This window comes from Mycobacterium sp. E183, from assembly GCF_001667735.1.
Lineage (GTDB): Bacteria > Actinomycetota > Actinomycetes > Mycobacteriales > Mycobacteriaceae > Mycobacterium.
On record NZ_LZJN01000106.1, the window covers coordinates 47339 to 63814 of the forward strand.

The 16476-nt window shown below is 68.9% G+C and carries 19 protein-coding genes; 8 read left to right on the plus strand and 11 right to left on the minus strand.

Going from position 1 to position 16476, the window contains the following annotated elements; translation table 11 throughout:
* Positions 1–177 precede the first annotated feature (177 nt).
* From A5691_RS11230 to A5691_RS11245, 4 genes are all read right to left on the minus strand, one after another.
* Positions 178–1224 (minus strand): DNA topoisomerase IB, encoded by a 1047-nt coding sequence (locus tag A5691_RS11230; RefSeq protein WP_068015178.1) that lies wholly within the window; start codon positions 1222–1224, stop codon positions 178–180.
* 107 nt (positions 1225–1331) lie between these two features.
* A complete protein-coding gene (locus A5691_RS11235) occupies positions 1332–1730 on the minus strand; it encodes a heme-binding protein (RefSeq protein ID WP_067761081.1) in 399 nt (132 codons plus the stop codon).
* 262 nt (positions 1731–1992) lie between these two features.
* A complete protein-coding gene (locus A5691_RS11240) occupies positions 1993–2409 on the minus strand; it encodes an STAS domain-containing protein (RefSeq protein ID WP_068015182.1) in 417 nt (138 codons plus the stop codon).
* Between the two features lie 234 nt (positions 2410–2643).
* Positions 2644–3450: an SDR family oxidoreductase gene (locus A5691_RS11245; RefSeq protein ID WP_068015184.1), complete on the minus strand. Its 807-nt coding sequence runs from the start codon at positions 3448–3450 to the stop codon at positions 2644–2646.
* A gap of 184 nt (positions 3451–3634) precedes the next feature.
* Between A5691_RS11245 and A5691_RS11250 the strand changes: the two genes are divergently transcribed.
* Positions 3635–3871 carry a general stress protein CsbD gene (locus tag A5691_RS11250; protein ID WP_067761077.1) on the plus strand — a complete coding sequence of 79 codons (237 nt, stop codon included), beginning with the start codon at positions 3635–3637 and terminating at the stop codon, positions 3869–3871.
* A gap of 125 nt (positions 3872–3996) precedes the next feature.
* Positions 3997–4272, plus strand: a complete 276-nt coding sequence (locus A5691_RS11255; protein ID WP_067761075.1) for a DUF3349 domain-containing protein — start codon at positions 3997–3999, stop codon at positions 4270–4272.
* Between the two features lie 12 nt (positions 4273–4284).
* Here A5691_RS11255 and A5691_RS11260 read toward each other — a convergent pair whose 3' ends face one another.
* The 5 genes from A5691_RS11260 to A5691_RS11280 form a co-directional block, all read right to left on the minus strand.
* Positions 4285–5049: an endonuclease/exonuclease/phosphatase family protein gene (locus tag A5691_RS11260; protein WP_067761073.1), complete on the minus strand. Its 765-nt coding sequence runs from the start codon at positions 5047–5049 to the stop codon at positions 4285–4287.
* A 66-nt stretch (positions 5050–5115) separates the two neighbouring features.
* Positions 5116–5742, minus strand: a complete 627-nt coding sequence (locus tag A5691_RS11265) for a cyclopropane-fatty-acyl-phospholipid synthase family protein (RefSeq protein WP_231968728.1) — start codon at positions 5740–5742, stop codon at positions 5116–5118.
* Positions 5739–6512 carry a PIG-L deacetylase family protein gene (locus tag A5691_RS11270; RefSeq protein ID WP_067761071.1) on the minus strand — a complete coding sequence of 258 codons (774 nt, stop codon included), beginning with the start codon at positions 6510–6512 and terminating at the stop codon, positions 5739–5741. The genes A5691_RS11265 and A5691_RS11270 overlap by 4 nt, the downstream gene beginning before the upstream one ends.
* Before the next feature lie 7 nt (positions 6513–6519).
* A complete protein-coding gene (locus A5691_RS11275; protein WP_067761068.1) occupies positions 6520–7461 on the minus strand; it encodes an acyl-CoA dehydrogenase in 942 nt (313 codons plus the stop codon).
* Positions 7458–8183: a glycosyltransferase family 2 protein gene (locus A5691_RS11280; RefSeq protein WP_067761066.1), complete on the minus strand. Its 726-nt coding sequence runs from the start codon at positions 8181–8183 to the stop codon at positions 7458–7460. The genes A5691_RS11275 and A5691_RS11280 overlap by 4 nt, the downstream gene beginning before the upstream one ends.
* A gap of 104 nt (positions 8184–8287) precedes the next feature.
* Between A5691_RS11280 and A5691_RS11285 the strand changes: the two genes are divergently transcribed.
* Positions 8288–8863, plus strand: a complete 576-nt coding sequence (locus tag A5691_RS11285; RefSeq protein ID WP_067781911.1) for a nucleotidyltransferase family protein — start codon at positions 8288–8290, stop codon at positions 8861–8863.
* Here the strand turns inward: A5691_RS11285 and A5691_RS11290 are convergent.
* Entirely contained in the window at positions 8857–9114 is a 258-nt protein-coding gene (locus A5691_RS11290) for a Rho termination factor (RefSeq protein ID WP_067761060.1), read from the minus strand. The two genes, A5691_RS11285 and A5691_RS11290, sit on opposite strands and share 7 nt — an antisense overlap.
* Before the next feature lie 154 nt (positions 9115–9268).
* Between A5691_RS11290 and A5691_RS11295 the strand changes: the two genes are divergently transcribed.
* The 3 genes from A5691_RS11295 to A5691_RS11305 are packed head-to-tail and all read left to right on the plus strand — an operon-like array spanning position 9269 to position 12918.
* Positions 9269–10276, plus strand: a complete 1008-nt coding sequence (locus A5691_RS11295) for a chemotaxis protein CheB (protein ID WP_067761058.1) — start codon at positions 9269–9271, stop codon at positions 10274–10276.
* Positions 10263–11021 (plus strand): STAS domain-containing protein, encoded by a 759-nt coding sequence (locus tag A5691_RS11300; RefSeq protein WP_067761057.1) that lies wholly within the window; start codon positions 10263–10265, stop codon positions 11019–11021. Before A5691_RS11295 ends, A5691_RS11300 begins: the two co-directional genes overlap by 14 nt.
* Positions 11022–11076: 55 nt before the next feature.
* Entirely contained in the window at positions 11077–12918 is a 1842-nt protein-coding gene (locus A5691_RS11305) for a CheR family methyltransferase (RefSeq protein WP_067761056.1), read from the plus strand.
* Between the two features lie 5 nt (positions 12919–12923).
* On the opposite strand, the gene A5691_RS11310 is transcribed toward A5691_RS11305, so the two are convergent.
* On the minus strand, positions 12924–13790 hold the full coding sequence (locus A5691_RS11310; protein ID WP_082950252.1) for a chemotaxis protein CheB: 867 nt from the start codon (positions 13788–13790) through the stop codon (positions 12924–12926).
* 174 nt (positions 13791–13964) lie between these two features.
* On the opposite strand from A5691_RS11310, the gene A5691_RS11315 reads away from it, so the two are divergent.
* On the plus strand, positions 13965–15146 hold the full coding sequence (locus A5691_RS11315; RefSeq protein WP_067761055.1) for a glycosyltransferase: 1182 nt from the start codon (positions 13965–13967) through the stop codon (positions 15144–15146).
* Positions 15147–15287: 141 nt separating this feature from the next.
* The gene (locus A5691_RS11320) at positions 15288–16274 is read left to right on the plus strand and encodes a helix-turn-helix transcriptional regulator (RefSeq protein WP_231972888.1); all 987 of its coding nucleotides are present in this window, start codon (positions 15288–15290) and stop codon (positions 16272–16274) included.
* Positions 16275–16476 lie beyond the last annotated feature (202 nt).

The window sequence follows — 16476 nt, forward strand, 5'->3', positions numbered from 1 at the left end:
CGGTCGGCTTTATTCGGCTAAAAGCCTTGCGGTGCGCCGTTTCCGACGTAGCCCAAGCCCCTCTTACGCCATGGTCGGGTCGAGCGAGTCGTGGTGTTCAGCACGACGATCGCTCGCCCGCCTTGGTCGCGCCAACTCGTCGCGCCTCACCTGTGCAGGAGGCCGGCCCACGGCGCGTCAGGCGCTCTTCAGCAGCACGGAGGTGCCAGCGCCCTTGGCCACTCGGCGGATCAGCATGCGGGTGGCCTTGTCCAGGATTTCCTGAGCCGCGTCGGGATCACGCGCGCGCTCGGCGCGGCGGGTCGCCGCGGCGATCGTCAGCCCCTGCTCGTAGCCGGCGACGACGCGGGGATCCACATAAGACCCGCGGGCCACCGCCGGGGTGTTGCCGAGCTCCTCGGCGACCTCCTTCATGACGGCGGACTCGACCCGCTTGGCCACCCGCTGCGAGACGGCCGGATCGGCGTCGGCGAACGCGGTGGCCGCCAGCACCGTTCCGTGCCAGGTGCGCAGGTCCTTGACAGTGAATTCGTTCCCGACCAACTCCTTGAAGCGGGCGTTGAGGTCGTCGGATCGGACATCGAGCCATCCGGTTGCGTTGCGGCACACCAAGAGTCGTTCGGTTCGCTCGGGCCGGCGCATGAGGGCGCGCACCGCCCGGACCACTTCGGGGTCCTCGATTTCCACCGTGCGCCGCACGCCGCTCTTGGCGGGGAAGTCGAAGGCCACCGCGTCGCGCCGGACCTGCACGTGTTCACACAGCAGGGTGGCCAGCCCGTACGACTCGTTCTCCTCGGCATACTGCTCGCTGCCGGCCCGGAAGTAGCCGCGATCGAGCAGCCGCAACGCCACCGCGAGCACCCGCTTACGCGTTAAGCCGCTGCGCGTCAGGTCTTTTGCGATGGCGGCGCGCCAATGGGGCAGGCGCGTGGACAGTTCCAGGACGCGGTCGAACTTCTCTTCGGCACGTTCCTGTTGCCACGCGGTGTGGTAGAGGTACTGGCGGCGGCCGGCGGCGTCCACGCCGACGGCCTGGATGTGGCCATTGGGATGCGGTGAGATCCACACGTTCTTCCAGGCCGGCGGAATGACCAGATCCTTGATGCGCTGCAGGGTTTCGGGGTCGGGCAGCAACTCGCCGTCGGGCCCGTAATAGGCGAAGCCCTTACCCCGGCGCTTACGCGCGATCCCCGGCTTGTTGAGCACACTGCGACGCAGCCGCATCTTTCCCTCCAGTCACGTTGACTGGACAATTACCCGTCACGAGGGCCGTTCACACGTGAAGCGAAACGACCCGCCACAGCGTCGTGGCGGGTCGCTTCGAGCCGGGATCAACCGGCCATGAACTCCTGGTAGGCCGACTCCAGCGTCGGCGGCAGGGCCTTGACGTTGCACTGCCGCTCGGTGTCACCGATCGGTGCCAGGATGCCGCGCAGGTCGAAGTACTCCTGGGGGTGCGCGGTGAAGTAGCCCCGCAGGTTGGACTCGGCCTCCGGCCGCGGCTGGGTGTAGGCGGCCCTGACCACGTCGTTGGCGCCCGGGTGCGCGGCCAGGTACTGCTCCGCCGAGCCCTGCGCCGACGAGACGGTGGCGTTGACCCCGCCGGGGCTGCAGTCGGGCGCTGCGGCCGCCGACGGCGCGCCGACGAGCCCCATGGTGATCCCCCCGAGCAGGCAGCCGGCACCGACGCCGGCCAGCCGCCGGCGCGCGACAATACTGCTGATTTTCATGATGAATGTGTCCTTCGAAATTACGAATTGATTCTTGCCAGAGAGGCTCCCGATCCTCGAAAACCAAAGTAGCGGAATTCAACAGTGGTCGTGATCGCCCGCGAGGAACGGAAAGTGTGCGAACCCCGCGAAGCGGCCACGGAACGCGGGCGTTCACTAAGCGAACAGTCAAATCCGCCCGGCTATGTTGAGAATTCTTAGAAACGGGCCGGCAATTCTTAAGGATTCGTGATCAGGATCGTGACGGAATCGTGACCTGAAATCACCGTCGCTGCGTGCCATTTGCGGAGGCGCGGATCAGTTGGAGCGCCTCGCCGATCGAATCGACCAGGGGCAGGCCGAGTCCGGTCACCAGGCGGGTGAGCCGACGCAGGGCGACACCGCCGATCACGCTGCAGTGCAGCCGGGCGAGCCGGCACTCATCCTGCACGAGCAGCAGCACACGAAGGCCCGCGCTGCCCAGGTAGTCCACGCGGCTGAAGTCCAGGATCAGCGGGGCCCGCAGTCGCACGAAGCGCCGGATCGCCTTGGCGATGAGGTCGGCGTTGGACGCGTCGATTTCGCCGCTGACGCCGAGTACGGTGGCCAGGCCGTGCGCCTGCACGTCCAGTCGCGCCCCGGCGCAATCGATTTCGTAGCAGTGGAGTCGTTGTTCGACTCGGTAGGGTTGAGCAGTCATATCGTCGCCCCATCGGATGGGTGAGTGAGGAGCGACCGGTGCCCACGGCCGCTCGCGTGAGGGCAGCTGTGGATTCAACCTGAGGTGACCATAACGCCGTTGCCTCCGTCGGCGCAGGAAAATGACGACGGCCCGCGGTGACCTGGTGTGGTCAGCGCGCTCGACCAGCGCATCCGGCACCGAATGGTCCGCGCACCGTCGGCAACTCTTCGTTTACTGGCTAAGGACGACCGGTCAGGTCTGGGAGAAATCCGGCCGGTGCAGCGTGGCGCCGCCGCCGTCCCCGTCGGTGCTCGCCGGCGGCACCGTCCGGAGCCAGGTTTCGACGTCGGGCCCGACGACCACCGCGCGCTCGGGGGCGAGCAATGCTCCCGCGGCGAGCGCGGGAAGGGCGGGCTGCACCACCCGCACCGCACGGCCATCGCCTTGCTGGGCAAGGACTTTCGAGGTCAGCTCGGGCAGCCGGATGGCATCGGGACCCGTGATGGTGCGCGGCGTGTGCGTCTGTCCGAGGGCCGCCTCGACGAGGACGTCGGCGACAGTGTCGGCCGCGATGGGCTGTATCAGCCAATCCTCCACGATCACCTCGTTCCCGTCACAAATCACCGGCCCCGCTGGGCCGGTGGCGGATTCATACCACTGGGTCGACTTCACGACCGTGGCCGGGACCGGGCCCTCGAGAAGGATCTCTTTCGCCGCCCGTTTGCCCTCGAAGTAGGGCAGCCCGTCGAACACCGGATCGTCGATGCCGGCCAACGTCGCCACCACCAGACGCTGCACGCCCCGCGCGGAGCAGACACCCATGACGTTGCGGGCGGCCAGCGTCTCGGTGGCGGTGGGGTGACCGTCGTGCGGCTCGGGGTTGGCGACGTCGATCGCGACATCGACTCCTTTGAGCGCCCGGTACAGGCTCTCGCCGTCGAGCACGTCGACGCCGTGGGTGCGGGAAACCTCCACGACCGCGACGCCCCTGGCCCTGAGCCTGGCGACGACGCGCGACCCGGCGGTCCCGGTCGCCCCGATCACGGCGACGGTGGTCAAGAAACCTCACCCGCTTTCGTTGGTGGTCGCTCATTACTACCCACCGGATCGCGTCCCAAACGGTCCAATTTGAAGGTGGAATCGTTCCGTGATCGCGCGCACAGCGGTCTGCGCGTTTGACGGTTCGGCCGACGGGAACGCCGTATGAGCGAGATGCACAGTAAACAAAAGGGAGGTCGACCCCATGGGGGATGACAAGAGCGGACCGCAGGAAGCGGTCAAGGGCGCCGTCGAGGGCGTCAAGGGCAAGGTCAAGGAGGCCGGCGGGACCGTGCTCGGCCGCGACGACATGGTCGAGGAGGGCCAGGCCCAGCAGGACAAGGCCGACGCCCAGCGCGACGCGGGCAAGAAGGAGGCCGAAGCCGAGTCCGCGCGGGCCGGCGCCAAGGCCGCCGAGGAGCGTCAGAAGGAAAACCAGTAGCACGCTGACGAAGGGGTCCGGTTCCGTCTAGGGGCCGGGCCCCTTTTTCGCTTTCGCGGGCGTGCCGGGTTTCAAACCGCGCGGGCCGGTTATTCCTGGCTACGACCGGATGAACGAGGTGGAACATGGGCCTGAGCGATCGCGTCTTGAGCATCGTCGCGTTCCTGCGCGCGGGCTACCCGGGCGGTGCCCCCGCCCTCGGCCACTCGCCGGTGCTAGCGCTGCTGCCGCGCCGGGTGTCCGACGACGAGGTCGCCACCATCGCGACGAAACTGCTGGTCCCGACGTGTCGTTCGATCTCCAATGTGGACGTCGGGGTGGAAATCACCCGGGTCACCGACGCGCTGCCCTCGGTAGACGAGATCGCGCGCGTCAAGCGCCGGCTCAGCGCGATGGGATAACCGGCCGGCGATTCACGAATGCACGAGGTCGACGACCAGCGGCCGGTGATCGGAGATGTTCATCGGCTCGGCCGTAACGGCCTTGCCGCGCAGTCCGCGATCGTCGGTCAGGATGTGGTCCAACTGGCGGTCGGGGGCGTGCGCGGGGAACGTCGCCGCGGCCGCCAGCGCCCGCATGCCCGACCAGCGCCGCACGGTCTTGGGTGTCATGTTGAGGTCCCCGGTCAGCAGCCGCGGGCCCGGGAAGCCGCGCAGGTCGTGCACCAGCCGGCGCAGCTGACGCCGATTCCAGCCGGGCACGAAAGACAGGTGGGTGTTGGCTACCGTCAGCTCGCCCATCGGGGTGCGCATCCGTGCGATGACCGCCGCCCTGGGCTCCTCGTCGACGACCATCACCCGGTTGGGACCCGGCAGGTACATGGGAAAGCGCATCGGAATGCGGGGCAGCCGCACCACCTGCCAGCTGGTCACCGGGTACCGCGACAGCAGCGCGATGCCGTAGGCGGCGGTCCCGGGCTGTTCTCGACCCGTCGCGGCCATCCACGTCGCCCCGGGCGTGCCGGAGATCGCGGCCACGAACCGGTGCTCCACGGCGCCCATCGCCTCGGCCGCCACCGCGGTGAGATCGGCCCGCTCGGACCGCGGCTGATCGCAGTCGACCTCTTGCAGGCTGAGCACGTCGGGATCGAGCCGGCGCACGCAGTCCCGCAGCCGTTGCACCTCCACCCCGTCGCCGACGGTGCGGCCGTGCAGGATGTTGAAGGTCGCCACGCGCATAGGGTTTCTCCTACCCATTTCTCCTAGCCACTCTCGGGGTCGCACTGTCATGCGTCGGCGGCGGATTCAGCGCACGCCCGGCACCCCTTCGCGTCCTGCCACCGACCTTCCGTCGCCGGTGTCGAACGCCTCGATGACGACATCGTGATCCTGGTAGCGGCCCAGCGACGTCAGCCCGGGTGTCCCCGCGATGACGGCGTGGGCCGCGTCGCCGGTGAGTGGGTAGTCGGTCACGTCGTGACGCCAATGCGCGGCGAGGATCATTGCGCCGCGCTCCAGCCGGGGAAATTCGCGACGCAGCACCGCGGTGAGTGTTTCAGGCGCCAGGTAGTAGGCGACCTCGCTGAGTACCACCAGGTCGAACGGCCCCGCGGGCCACGCCGCGTCCAGCGACGACCGGGTCAGCGTCACCCTGTCGCGACAGCCGGCCCGCCGCAGGCGGGCGTCGGCGCCGCGAAGCGCGGCATCGGCGACGTCGACGGCCGTCACGTGGTCGCAGCGCTCCGCCAGCCGCGCGGTCAACGTGCCGATGGAGCAGCCCGGCTCGAAGGCGTGCCGATACCGGAGGGCTGGCAACAGCGCCAGGGTGATCGCGTACTTGCGTTGCTCGTACCACCGCGTCGAGAGCTGCCAGGGATCGTCGGTGCCGACGTACATCCGGTCGAAGTAGGCGTCGGGCAGCCGCGTGGTCACCGGAAGACCACTTCCCCCACGGTGAGCAGGCGCTGCAGGACGAACGGCGGCAAGACGGGTGGTGTTTCACCGCGACCGGGCCGCAACTGACTCCGATAGCACTGCGCCGCTTGGCGTTTGCGGTTGACGGCCCAACCCGGGGCGGGAACCGATCTGGCGCGGTCCCACGGCACCGCGGGGTCGGCCGGAGCGGCCCAGTGCCACATCCAGACCGGATATTCCAGCAACGCGACGCCGGTGCGCACGCATGCCGCCACGGCCGCGCGGCCCACGGCTTCGTGGTCCGGATGTCCATCGCCTCGCCAGGTGGCGGCGCACCAGGTGTCGGGGCCCGCCGTCCGCAATATCCCCACCAACGCCTCGGTGAGCCGATCCTGGTGGTTGGCCAGCTCGCCGTCGGGCAATCCTAGCCGGACCGGCGGAGCGGAACCCAAAATACTTGTGGCCCTGCGGAGTTCGTATCGACGGGTGGTGGACAGCCGAATCCGGCCGGACAGCGTCGCGCCCGGCTGGGCGGCACCGCCGTCGCTGACCGACACCACCCGGACGTCGACCCCCGCCGCCGCCAAGTGTGCGATGGTCGCGCCCAGGCCGAAGGTTTCGTCATCGGGGTGGGCCGCCACGACGATCAGGCGTCGGCATCCGGCGAGGTCGAGCGCGGGCAGGGGAGCGCGCTCAAACGCGGCTAGCCACAGGGGTGCTGGGGTGCCGCCGGAGGTCAGCGGCTTGGCCGCGAACCTGGCGCTGTTGCTGATCGGCGCGGTCCTCACGGCGTCCTCAACGCTGGCTGCCCGCGAGCCGCCCGAGCTCGGCGAGGTCGCGCTCGGCGTGGCTTTGCCGAATGTAGATGCTCAGGTCGGCGACCCGTTGGGCGTGCCGACCATCCTGGCAGAGTGGCCCCGGGCCCAAGGCGCGGCCGGTGCGGGTGATGGCTTCATCGACCGCGTGCTCCACCACCGTGCGCACGCGACGGGCCAGCAGTTGAGCGGTGCCGGTACGGTCGAACGGGTCGGCGTCGACCTGCGCCGCCGCGGCGGCCAGCATCGCGTCGCCGGCGGCCAGCGCGGCGTCGACGGCGCCGAGATGGGCCAGCGAATAGGCATCGGCGGATTCGCTCTTAGCGCAACGGTATAGCGGATCTGCGACGCGGCGTGCGCCCCCGAGCCAACAGGCGGCCACCCCGATCGCGCCGTGCCAGAACCCGGGCCGGTCCAGGTAGTCGCCGGGGTCGCCGACCGCGACGGCGTGGGTGTTGGTGAACTGCACGGGCCGCGTATCGCTGCCGGCCATGCCGGCGTTCCACCAGGTGCTGGGCAGCGGTTTCACGCTCCCGTCAGTCACCTGGACGGCGAACAACCCCCGCGTGCCGTCCTCCAGCCGGGCGGTCACCAGAGCGTGGGTGCAGAACCCGGCGCCCGAGCACCACACCTTGGTGCCCGCGAGTGTGAATGCACCGTGGGTGTCGGTGGCGGTGAGCACCGCGTCCGGGGACTCCGCGGCCCAAACTCCCCACAGTTGGCCGGATTCCGGTGGCTTACCGCCCAACTCGTGAAGAATCGCGACCGCATCGACGTGCGCTTCGGCGACCCTGGCCGCCACGATGTTCTCTTCGGCCAGCGACGAGAGCCGTTGCCAGCGCTCGGCGGTGCGCCCGGAGGCGGGCAGTGGGAGCTCGAGTCGTTCCGACTCCAGCCAATGCCTGACCAGTCCCGCCGTCACGCGCAATCACCCGCCGCCGATCTCCCCAGTTGCCTGAGGTGGTGAGCGAACCCGTGTGGCGCCCGAGCCTGGGTTCGCGCCGACGTGATGACGGAGAGTTCGGTGTCGCGGTGAACGCGGTAGCCGGCGGCCTCGAACCGCTCGACCAGGTCGGAATCCTCGCCGGAGGCGAGCGTGCGAAAGCCGCCGACGCGCCAGTAGGCCCGTGCGCTGAAACCCATGTTGGCGCCGTGTATGTGGTCGTGTTGGTCGCGCCGGTAAAGCGGGTTCGCTTGGTAGGACTGCAAATAGCGGTTGACGACTTCGGCGCCGTGGTGGCGCCAGTCGGTGACTCGCACCACGCCCAGCACCATGTCGGCCCGCGCCCGGAGTTGGTGCACCAGCCAGTCGGGGTCGACTCTGCTATCCGCATCGGTGGTGGCGTACCAGCACCGGTCGGGGTCCCCGACCAGCGACCGCGCGTAACCGAACCCGACCGCCCGCGCCGTGCCGACGTTGTGCGCCTCGACGCTGATGAAGTGCACATCGGGCCCGTACTCGCCGGCCAACTCGGCACTGCCGTCGTCGCAGTCGTCAAGCACCACAACGACGGTGACCGGGATGGGGGCGCACAGGGCGGCGGTGAGGACGGCGCGCAGGCAGGCCGGCAGCTTCGCCCGCTCGTTGCAGGCGGGGATTACGACGGCGGCGGCTTCGTAGGCGCCGAGCCAAGCGGTTGACACCTCGAAAGATTTTCCCAATTGGGGGCAGATTAAACGGGCTTACCAATCTCCGGCCGCGTTAGCGCAGGTTGCACTGGCCGTCGGCCGGGTATGACTTGGGCACCATGGGACCGATCGAGACCCACGTCGACGCACCCGCTTCCAGCATGCAGCTGCGGGAAGCGCTGCGCGGCGCCGCGTCGGCGCTGAAGGAGAACGGCCCCCGCTTCGCGCTGGCGGGCAGCTACGCGTTGTGGGCCTACGGTGCGCCGGAGCCCACCCATGACGTGGACCTGGTGGTGGCCGAGTCGGACGTGGAGGACGCCGTCGCGACGCTGCGCAATGCGGGCTTCGCCATCGAGCGTCCCCCGGAGGATTGGCTTTTCAAGGCGCGCACCGGCGACACGGTGGTGGATGTGCTGCACCGCCTCAACGGCGTGCGGGTGGAGTCGTCCACGCTGGACTGCGCCGAGCAGCACGACGTGCTCGCCGTCAGGATGCCCGTGCTACCGCCGACGATGGTGCTCGTCCAGCAACTTCGCGCCCTGGGCGAGCACTACTGCGACTTCGCCAGGCTGCTGCCGGCCGTGCGCGCCGTCCGCGAGCAGCTGGACTGGGAGCGGATCCGGGCGCGCACCGCCGACAACGATTACGCGGTCGCCTTCCTGGTGCTGGCCGAGCGGCTCGGCCTCACTCAGTGATTGCGCAGCTTGGCTACCAGCTTGTCCTTCGTCAGGTTCGAATACCCTGACATGCCAAGCTCTTTCGCCCGCTTCCTCAACTGTGGGACGGTCCAGTCCTGATACGACCCGGACTTCCCGCCCTTGCGCGAAACCGAGGACTTGCCCCGCGCGGCGGCCGCGTTGGAGATGCGGGCCGCCTTTTCCTTGGAGTCACCCTGCTTGCGCAGGTCCTTGTACAACTTTTCGTTCTTGATCGACGAGTTCGGCATGATTCACCCTCCTGTCCGCGACCAGACAACTCAGGGTGCCCGCCGCGGCCGCGGTGAAAACCCAGGTCTGCGAATCCCCGACAGCTATCCCGCGCGGAGTTGAATACCTACTGCGGAGTTGAATACCTACTATTGATGCGGGTAGTCGAAAGTGATGACTGACGAATCCGGCGGCTTGCGTGGCGTGGTGGCGATCGGCGCCTCCGCGGGGGGAGTGGAGGCGCTGTCGAAGCTGGCGGCGGGTTTGTCCGCCGATGTGCCGTACGCCTACCTGGTGACCCTGCACATTCCCGCCGGCGCGCCGAGCGTGTTGGCTCGCATCGTCGACCGCAGCGGGCCGTTGCCGGCCGTCACCGCGGAGGACGGCGCCAAACTCGAACCCGCGCGAATTTACGTCGCCCCGCCCGATCGACATCTGCTGGCTGCCGACCACCGCGTGGTCCTCTCGCAGGGCCCGACCGAGAACGGGCACCGGCCGGCGATCAACGCGCTGTTCCGCTCGGTCGCCCTGGCATTCGGGCCCCGCGCGATCGGAGTCGTGCTCTCGGGCGTGCTCGACGACGGTGTGCTCGGCCTGGGTGCCATTCGGTCCCGCGGCGGTACCACCATCGGCCAATCACCCGACGACGCGTTGTTCCCCGCCATGCCGGCCAACGCGCGCGACGCCGGCGTGCTGGATCATGATGCGGCGGCCGCCGACATCGGCGCGGTCCTCAAAGAGCTGTCGCACCAGAAGACCAAGGACCCCAACATGGAACGCGACGCCGCGATGGAGCTCGAAAACCGGATCGCCATGATGTCGCGGTTTTCGACCGACTTCGACACCCAACAGCTCGGCACCCCGTCCGGGTACACCTGCCCGGACTGCAACGGCTCCCTGGTGTCCATCAGCGAAGGCAACTTCCGCTGCCAGGTGGGGCACGCCTGGACGGCCGACGCGCTGCTGGCCGCGCGGGACACCGAGGTCGACGGCGCGCTGTGGGTGGCGCTGCGCAGCCTGCAGGAGAAGGCCCGATTGGCGCGGCAATTGGCGGACAAGGCTGGACCCGGTCCCCTGAAGATGCGTTACAGCGGCCTCGCCGAAGAAACCGAACGGGCGCTGGCGGTGCTCAGCGACCGGTTGTCGGCCACCGCTCCGCACGGCGGTGATGGCGGTGACTGAGTCGGCCATCCGCATCGCCGCCGAAGAACAACAGGACATGCCGATCCTGGTGGCGGACGGCGTGCTGGACAGCTCCACGTATCGCGGCCTGCGCGACATCGTGATCAAGGCCGCGCTGGACGAGCCCCGCGCGGTCATCGTCGACGTCGACCGGCTCACCGTGCCGACGGCCTCTGCCTGGACCGTTTTCACCAGCGCTCGCTGGCACGTCAGCACCTGGCCCGACGTACCCATCCTGCTCGTGTCCGCGGAACCGTCCGTCCGGCGGGCGATCATCGGGGTCGGGGTGGCCCGCTACGTGCCCGTCCACGCGAGCCGCGAGCTGGCGCTGGATGCCGTGCGCGGCCGGGCGCTGCAGATCAGGCGCCGCGCGCGCACCGAGCTGCCCCGTTCGGACGGCACCCTGGGGATGGCCCGAACCGTCGTCACCGACTGGCTCACCGAATGGGACCGGCGCGCGGTGATTCCCATCGCGACCACCGTGGCCACCGTCTTCATCGAAAACGTGCTCCACCACACCGAGAGTGCCCCGGTGCTAATCGTCGAAAGCCATCGCGAGGCCGTCACCGTCGCCGTACAGGACGCCAGCGACCAGTTGCCGGTCCGGCACGAGGACGGCCGGCGCGGCGCGGAAACCGTGTCCGGTCTGGCCATCGTTTCCGCGCTGTGCCGGACGTGGGGCGCCACCCCCACCTCGTCCGGCAAGACCGTCTGGGCGATGGTCGGTCACGACGATCGATTCTGACGACCGCGAGTAGTGTTCAAGTCCTTCGGCCAGGCTCGATGCGGACGGGACTTGAATGGACGGCACGACTGACGAGGCTTTCGAGGCCCTGCTGCGCTACATGCGCGATTCGCGGGGCTTCGACTTCACGGGGTACAAGCGCACGTCGCTGATGCGCCGGGTCCGCCACCGAATGGATCAGGCGGGCTACAGCACATTCGAGGAATACCTCGACTTTCTGCAGGCCAGTTCGGACGAATTCGCGGCCCTGTTCAACACCATCCTGATCAACGTCACCGCCTTCTTTCGCGACCCGGACGCGTGGGAGTACATCGCTTCCGAGGTCATTCCGCGGATGCTGGCCGAGCGTGGTCCCGGCGATCCGATTCGGGTGTGGAGCGCGGGATGCGCCTCCGGCGAGGAGGCCTACACGCTGGCCATGCTGCTGGCCGAGGCGCTGGGCGCCGAGGGTTTCCGGCAACGGGTCAAGATCTACGCCACCGACATCGATGAGGACGCGCTGACCGAGGCGCGGGCGGCGTCCTATGACGCCAAGGCCGTCGAGTCGGTGCCGCCCGATCTCCTGGCGCGCTATTTCGAACAGGTCAACGGCCGCTACGTGTTTCAGAAGGAGTTGCGCCGCGCGGTGATCTTCGGCCGCAACGATCTGGTCAAGGATGCGCCCATCTCCCGCGTCGACCTGCTGGTGTGCCGCAATACGCTCATGTACCTCAACGCCGAGACTCAGCGAAACGTCCTGGGCCGCTTGCACTTTGCGCTCGCACCGCAGGGCACGCTGTTCCTCGGGCACGCCGAGATGTTGCTCAGCCACGGCGACCGGTTCACGCCGCTGAACCTCAAGCACCGCATCTTCCGCAAGGCGGTCGGAAGCCACAGCGGGGTCGAGCGCTACGACCCCGCCGGTGCGTTCTACGAACGCAACGTCGACCTCACGGGCCTGACGACGGTGCGTGACTTGGCTTTCCGCGCCAGCCCGGTGGCCCAGATCGTGATCACCGGCGAGGACACCGTCGCGATGATCAACCAGCAGGCCGAGGCGCTGTTCGGGCTCTCGGCCCGCGACATCGGCCGGCTGCTGCGCGACCTCGAAGTCTCCTACCGCCCGGTCGAGCTGCGCGCCTATCTGGAGCAGGCCAAGGTGGAGCGGCGCTCGGCGCGCATCCAAGACGTCAAGTGGCAGCGACCGGGCGCCGAGACCGTTTGGTTCGAGATCCACGTCAATCCGCTGGTCGACGCCGAGAACGGGCTGCTGGGCGTGTCGATCGTGTTCTTCGACGTCAGCGCGACGCGCGCGCTGCTGGACAAGGTGGTCCAGACCAATCGCCAGCTGGAAGTGGCGTACGAGGAGTTGCAGTCCACCAACGAGGAACTGGAGACCACCAACGAGGAATTGCAGTCCACCGTGGAGGAATTGGAGACCACCAACGAGGAGCTGCAGTCCACCAACGAAGAGCTCGAGACGATGAACGAGGAGCTGCAGTCCACCAACGACGAACTGCACACCATCAACGACATGTTGCGGGAACGCAGCCTCGAACTCGACGAGGCGAAGGTCTTCCTCGATTCGCTGGTCGACTCGGTCCAGATGGGCATGGTGGTGGTGGATCGCGAGATGAAGGTGATCCTGTGGAACCGCGGGTGCGAAGAGCTGTGGGGCCTGCGGTCCGAGGAGGCGGTGGGAACCCGGCTGACCGCCCTGGACATCGGCCTGCCCCTGGACAGCGTGCGGTCCTTGATCGGCAATGCGTTCGTCGACGCCGACAGTTCCGGTGAGACGGAAGTCGACGCGATCAACCGCCGGGGGCGCCCGACCCGGGTGCGCGTCACGTGCACGTCGTTCCGGTCGGGTGAGGGCACGGTCGGGGGCGCCCTGTTGCTCATGGAGGTCGTGAGCTAGCCGCGTCAGTGGCCCCACCGCGCGGCCGCTTCCTCGGCCGCCTGGTGCGCCAACTGCGCGCGCCGCCGCGACTCCGCGGCCCTGCGTCGCGCCATCGCCACCGATTCGGTGGTGGCGCCGAGTCCGGCGGATAGGTCCCTGCGTCGACGGCTGAGCTCTTCGGCGCGTTCGCGCGCCAGGTCGGCCCGGCCCGCCGCGGTGTTCACCAGGTCGCTGCGCCGGAGTTCGGGCAGTTCGCCGACGTCCTCCGCCCCGCACCGGTCGCCACCGTGGTGCGGCGGCGGTTCGGGCAGCGGCGCTCCCTCGACGATGCCGGTCAGCACGCGGCCGATCTGGTGGATCGGCAGCACGAGGTCGGCGCCGGCGCGCGCCGCCGCCACGGGCATCGACGTGTACAGGGCCGTCTCCGGACTCTCCGCGATGACGATGGCGCCGGCCCGCTTCATCGCGGAGGTACCCGCGGCCCCGTCCTGCCCGGAGCCCGACAACACCACCGCGACGCTGCGCGGTCCGTACGAGGCGGCGACCGACCGCAGCAGCACGTCGAAGCGGCGCACGCCCAGATCCCTGATCGGGCGCAGGCGACAGCAGCCGTCCGGCGTCAGTTCAAGGTGCATCCCCGGCGGACAGACCACCGCCTGACCCGGGCAAAGGGGCCGCCCGTCGTGGGCCCAACAGACTTGCTGTGCGGTCTGCCGCCGAAGGATCGCCGGGAGGACGCTGTCGTGGGCGCCGAGGTGCTGCTGCACGACGATGGCGGCCGGGAAATCGCCCGGCAGATCACCGAGGACCGTCGAGAGCGCGTCCAACCCCCCCGCCGACGACAACAGGACTACCAGTTCGACGGCGGGCCGATGCGGGTCGCTGGCCACCCTTTCAGTCTTCCAAATCGACGACCACACCACAGTCCGGCGAACGATCCCGCCCCACCGCGGCTATCCGCCATGCGAAACGGCGGCGCTTCAGGCGAAGCCCCGCGCCGCCACGGTTTCGCCGGTATGGGGCCGGGTACGCCATCACGCCATGGGCGACGCAACGGGGTTGAAGTGAGGATTGCGATCGTCAGCGGCGACGACATTGTCGGTGACGACCCGCAGGAACTGTCCGCCGCACTGGCGGCCCGCGGAAATGCCGTCACCAGGTTCGTCCGGCAGAACCGACGGCGGCCCGCGGGGATCGGAACTTGCGGCCACCGCACAGTGTCGATCTCCGTCGGGCCGCGGTCGACGAATTCGGACCTGGACGTGCTGCCCTACGTCGGCGACTGGGCGGGGGCGCTCGCAGACGAGTGGTCCGCTGAGGCGCCCGACGTCGTGCACGCGTACGGGTGGCTGGGCGGTTTGGCCGCCCAGCTGGCCGCACGGCGCCAAGGGGTGCCGGCCGTCCAGAGTTTCCTGGGCCTGGCCACCGCGGGCGCGGCGCCCTCGCCCATGGGCGCGCCGGCGGAGGGCGAACGGCTCCGCGTCGAACCGCTGTTGGCTCGCAGCGCCAACTGGGTCACCGGTGAGAGCTCCGACGACGTCGACGCGCTCGCCAGGCTGCGCCGCAGCCGGGCCCGCGTATCCGCTTTGACAAGCGGGGTGGACGTCGAGCGATACAACTCGAGCGGCCCGGCGCAGGCCCGCACCGACCTGCATCGCATTGTGTGCCTTGCGCCGAACCCCAAGCCGTGCAACGGCTTCGACATTGTCATCAGGGCGCTGGCCAGGGTCCCGGGCACGGAACTGGTGCTGGCGGAGACGGAAGCCTCGAATCGTGAGTGCGACGAGGCGCGGCTCAAACTACAACTTCTCGGCGCCGGGTTGGGGGTGTCCGACCGGGTCCGGTTTGCGGGCACCGTTTCCGGCGATCGACTGGCGATGCTGCTGCGGTCCGCCGATGTGGTCGCCTGCACCCCGCGACAACCTCCACGCGCCACCGCGGTGCTACAGGCGATGGCCTGCGGCGTGGTGGTGGTGGCCTACGGCGTCGGCGTGCTCAGGGACGCCGTGGTGGACAACGTCACCGGCCTCGTGCTGCGCCCGGAAACTCCCACCCAGTTGCCAGCCGCGTTGAGAAGCCTTCTCGCGCAGAGGTTTCAGTGTATGAGCATGGGTTCTGCCGGTCGCAGTCGTGCGCTGTCTCGATATGCCTGGGACCGGATCGCGCTCGACTGCCTTAACATCTACCAACGGGCGGGTTCCACAACTTGGATGCCGCAACGCTTGCAGTCATCGGGCATCCGGTGATGCAATGAGGGCAGCGCGCAACACCCTGGGGGAGCGCCGACTATGACCGCCTTGACGAGCGTTACCGACAACACCGGCCCCGGTGAGGTGGCCGGCGCGGTCGGCCGACTGCCCGTTACGGACCAAACCGACCCCAGCCGCATGGGCGATGCTGTGCGGCAAGCCCGGGATCCGGGCTCGGCACTTCGGCGCGACCAGTTCCGCACCGTCGATCCGCGGGCCGCGCGGCAGTTCCTGGCCGGCGCCTACCACCCCGCCTGGCGCATCGCCGGACTCACGAGCCGGTCGGCCGTCTCCCATCGGCGGTGCGAAGCGGGCGCCGCGACGGTCGACGACGTGATGATCCAGGGCCGCGTCTCGCTGGAGATTGTGGCCTCCGAAAGCATCATCGTGATCCAGCCCCGCGGGGGCTCGATGAGCGTCGCCGGGGGGCCGCCCGCGACGGTGGATTTCCCGGTGCTGGTCGCCCAAGGCATGCCGTGCGTGTTGCAGTGCAACGGCGCCCGGTTCGATGTGGTCAGCCTGGCCGCCGACGTGCTGCACAAGGTCGCCGCGGACTGGGGTGCCCCGCCAGCCCGGCAGATTCATTTTTCGGATTGGCGCCCGCGTTCGCGCGCCGCCGTGCGGGCGTGGCACCGGGCGCTGGATTACGTCGCCTTGACCCTGGCCGGACCGGACACAGCTGACCAGCCACTCGTGGTCGCGGGGCTGGCCCCGTTGCTGGCCGGCGCGCTGCTGGAATGTTACCCGTCCAACGTCACGGAGCTGGACCTGGCCAATGAGCCCGCACTGCCCGAAACCCTCAAGGACGCAGTGGCTTTCATCCATCGACACGCCGGCGGGGACGTCAGCATCAACGACGTCGCGGCCGCGGTGCACCTCACGCCCAGGGCGGTGCAATACCTCTTCCGCCGCCAACTCGGCAGCACCCCAACGGAATACATCCGCCGCGTCCGCCTCAGCCGGGCCCATCAAGACTTATTGGCCGCCACGCCATCCCACGCCACCGTCACGGAGATCGCCCAGCGATGGGGTTTCGCGCACACCGGCCGATTCGCGGTGTTGTACCGGCAGACCTACGGTCAGAGCCCGCACACCACCCTCCGGCACCTGACCGCGGGGTCGTGATCGCGACACGCCGCTGAGCCGCAGGTCAGATCCGCGGTCCGCTTTGAATCGCCAGGTCCCAAGCCGACGCGCCGAACGATGTTTTTCGCACGGCGAGCCGTAGGTGAAAACGCCTGGTTGAAGGCGAATCCGGGTCGCGCGGCCGAGGGCGGGTGGCCGGTTATGAGCACCGCCCGTCGCCATTGCCGGTAGGCTTGGGTCA

Coding starts and splice junctions, on each gene's coding strand:
- A5691_RS11230 (WP_068015178.1), bottom strand. CDS start 1,224: ATGCGGCTGCGTCGCAGTGTGCTCAACAAGCCGGGGATCGCGCGTAAG.
- A5691_RS11290 (WP_067761060.1), bottom strand. CDS start 9,114: ATGCCGAACTCGTCGATCAAGAACGAAAAGTTGTACAAGGACCTGCGC.
- A5691_RS11300 (WP_067761057.1), top strand. CDS start 10,263: ATGGCGGTGACTGAGTCGGCCATCCGCATCGCCGCCGAAGAACAACAG.
- A5691_RS11250 (WP_067761077.1), top strand. CDS start 3,635: ATGGGGGATGACAAGAGCGGACCGCAGGAAGCGGTCAAGGGCGCCGTC.
- A5691_RS11295 (WP_067761058.1), top strand. CDS start 9,269: ATGACTGACGAATCCGGCGGCTTGCGTGGCGTGGTGGCGATCGGCGCC.
- A5691_RS11320 (WP_231972888.1), top strand. CDS start 15,288: ATGGGCGATGCTGTGCGGCAAGCCCGGGATCCGGGCTCGGCACTTCGG.
- A5691_RS11260 (WP_067761073.1), bottom strand. CDS start 5,049: ATGCGCGTGGCGACCTTCAACATCCTGCACGGCCGCACCGTCGGCGAC.
- A5691_RS11305 (WP_067761056.1), top strand. CDS start 11,077: ATGGACGGCACGACTGACGAGGCTTTCGAGGCCCTGCTGCGCTACATG.
- A5691_RS11285 (WP_067781911.1), top strand. CDS start 8,288: ATGGGACCGATCGAGACCCACGTCGACGCACCCGCTTCCAGCATGCAG.
- A5691_RS11240 (WP_068015182.1), bottom strand. CDS start 2,409: ATGACTGCTCAACCCTACCGAGTCGAACAACGACTCCACTGCTACGAA.
- A5691_RS11255 (WP_067761075.1), top strand. CDS start 3,997: ATGGGCCTGAGCGATCGCGTCTTGAGCATCGTCGCGTTCCTGCGCGCG.
- A5691_RS11235 (WP_067761081.1), bottom strand. CDS start 1,730: ATGAAAATCAGCAGTATTGTCGCGCGCCGGCGGCTGGCCGGCGTCGGT.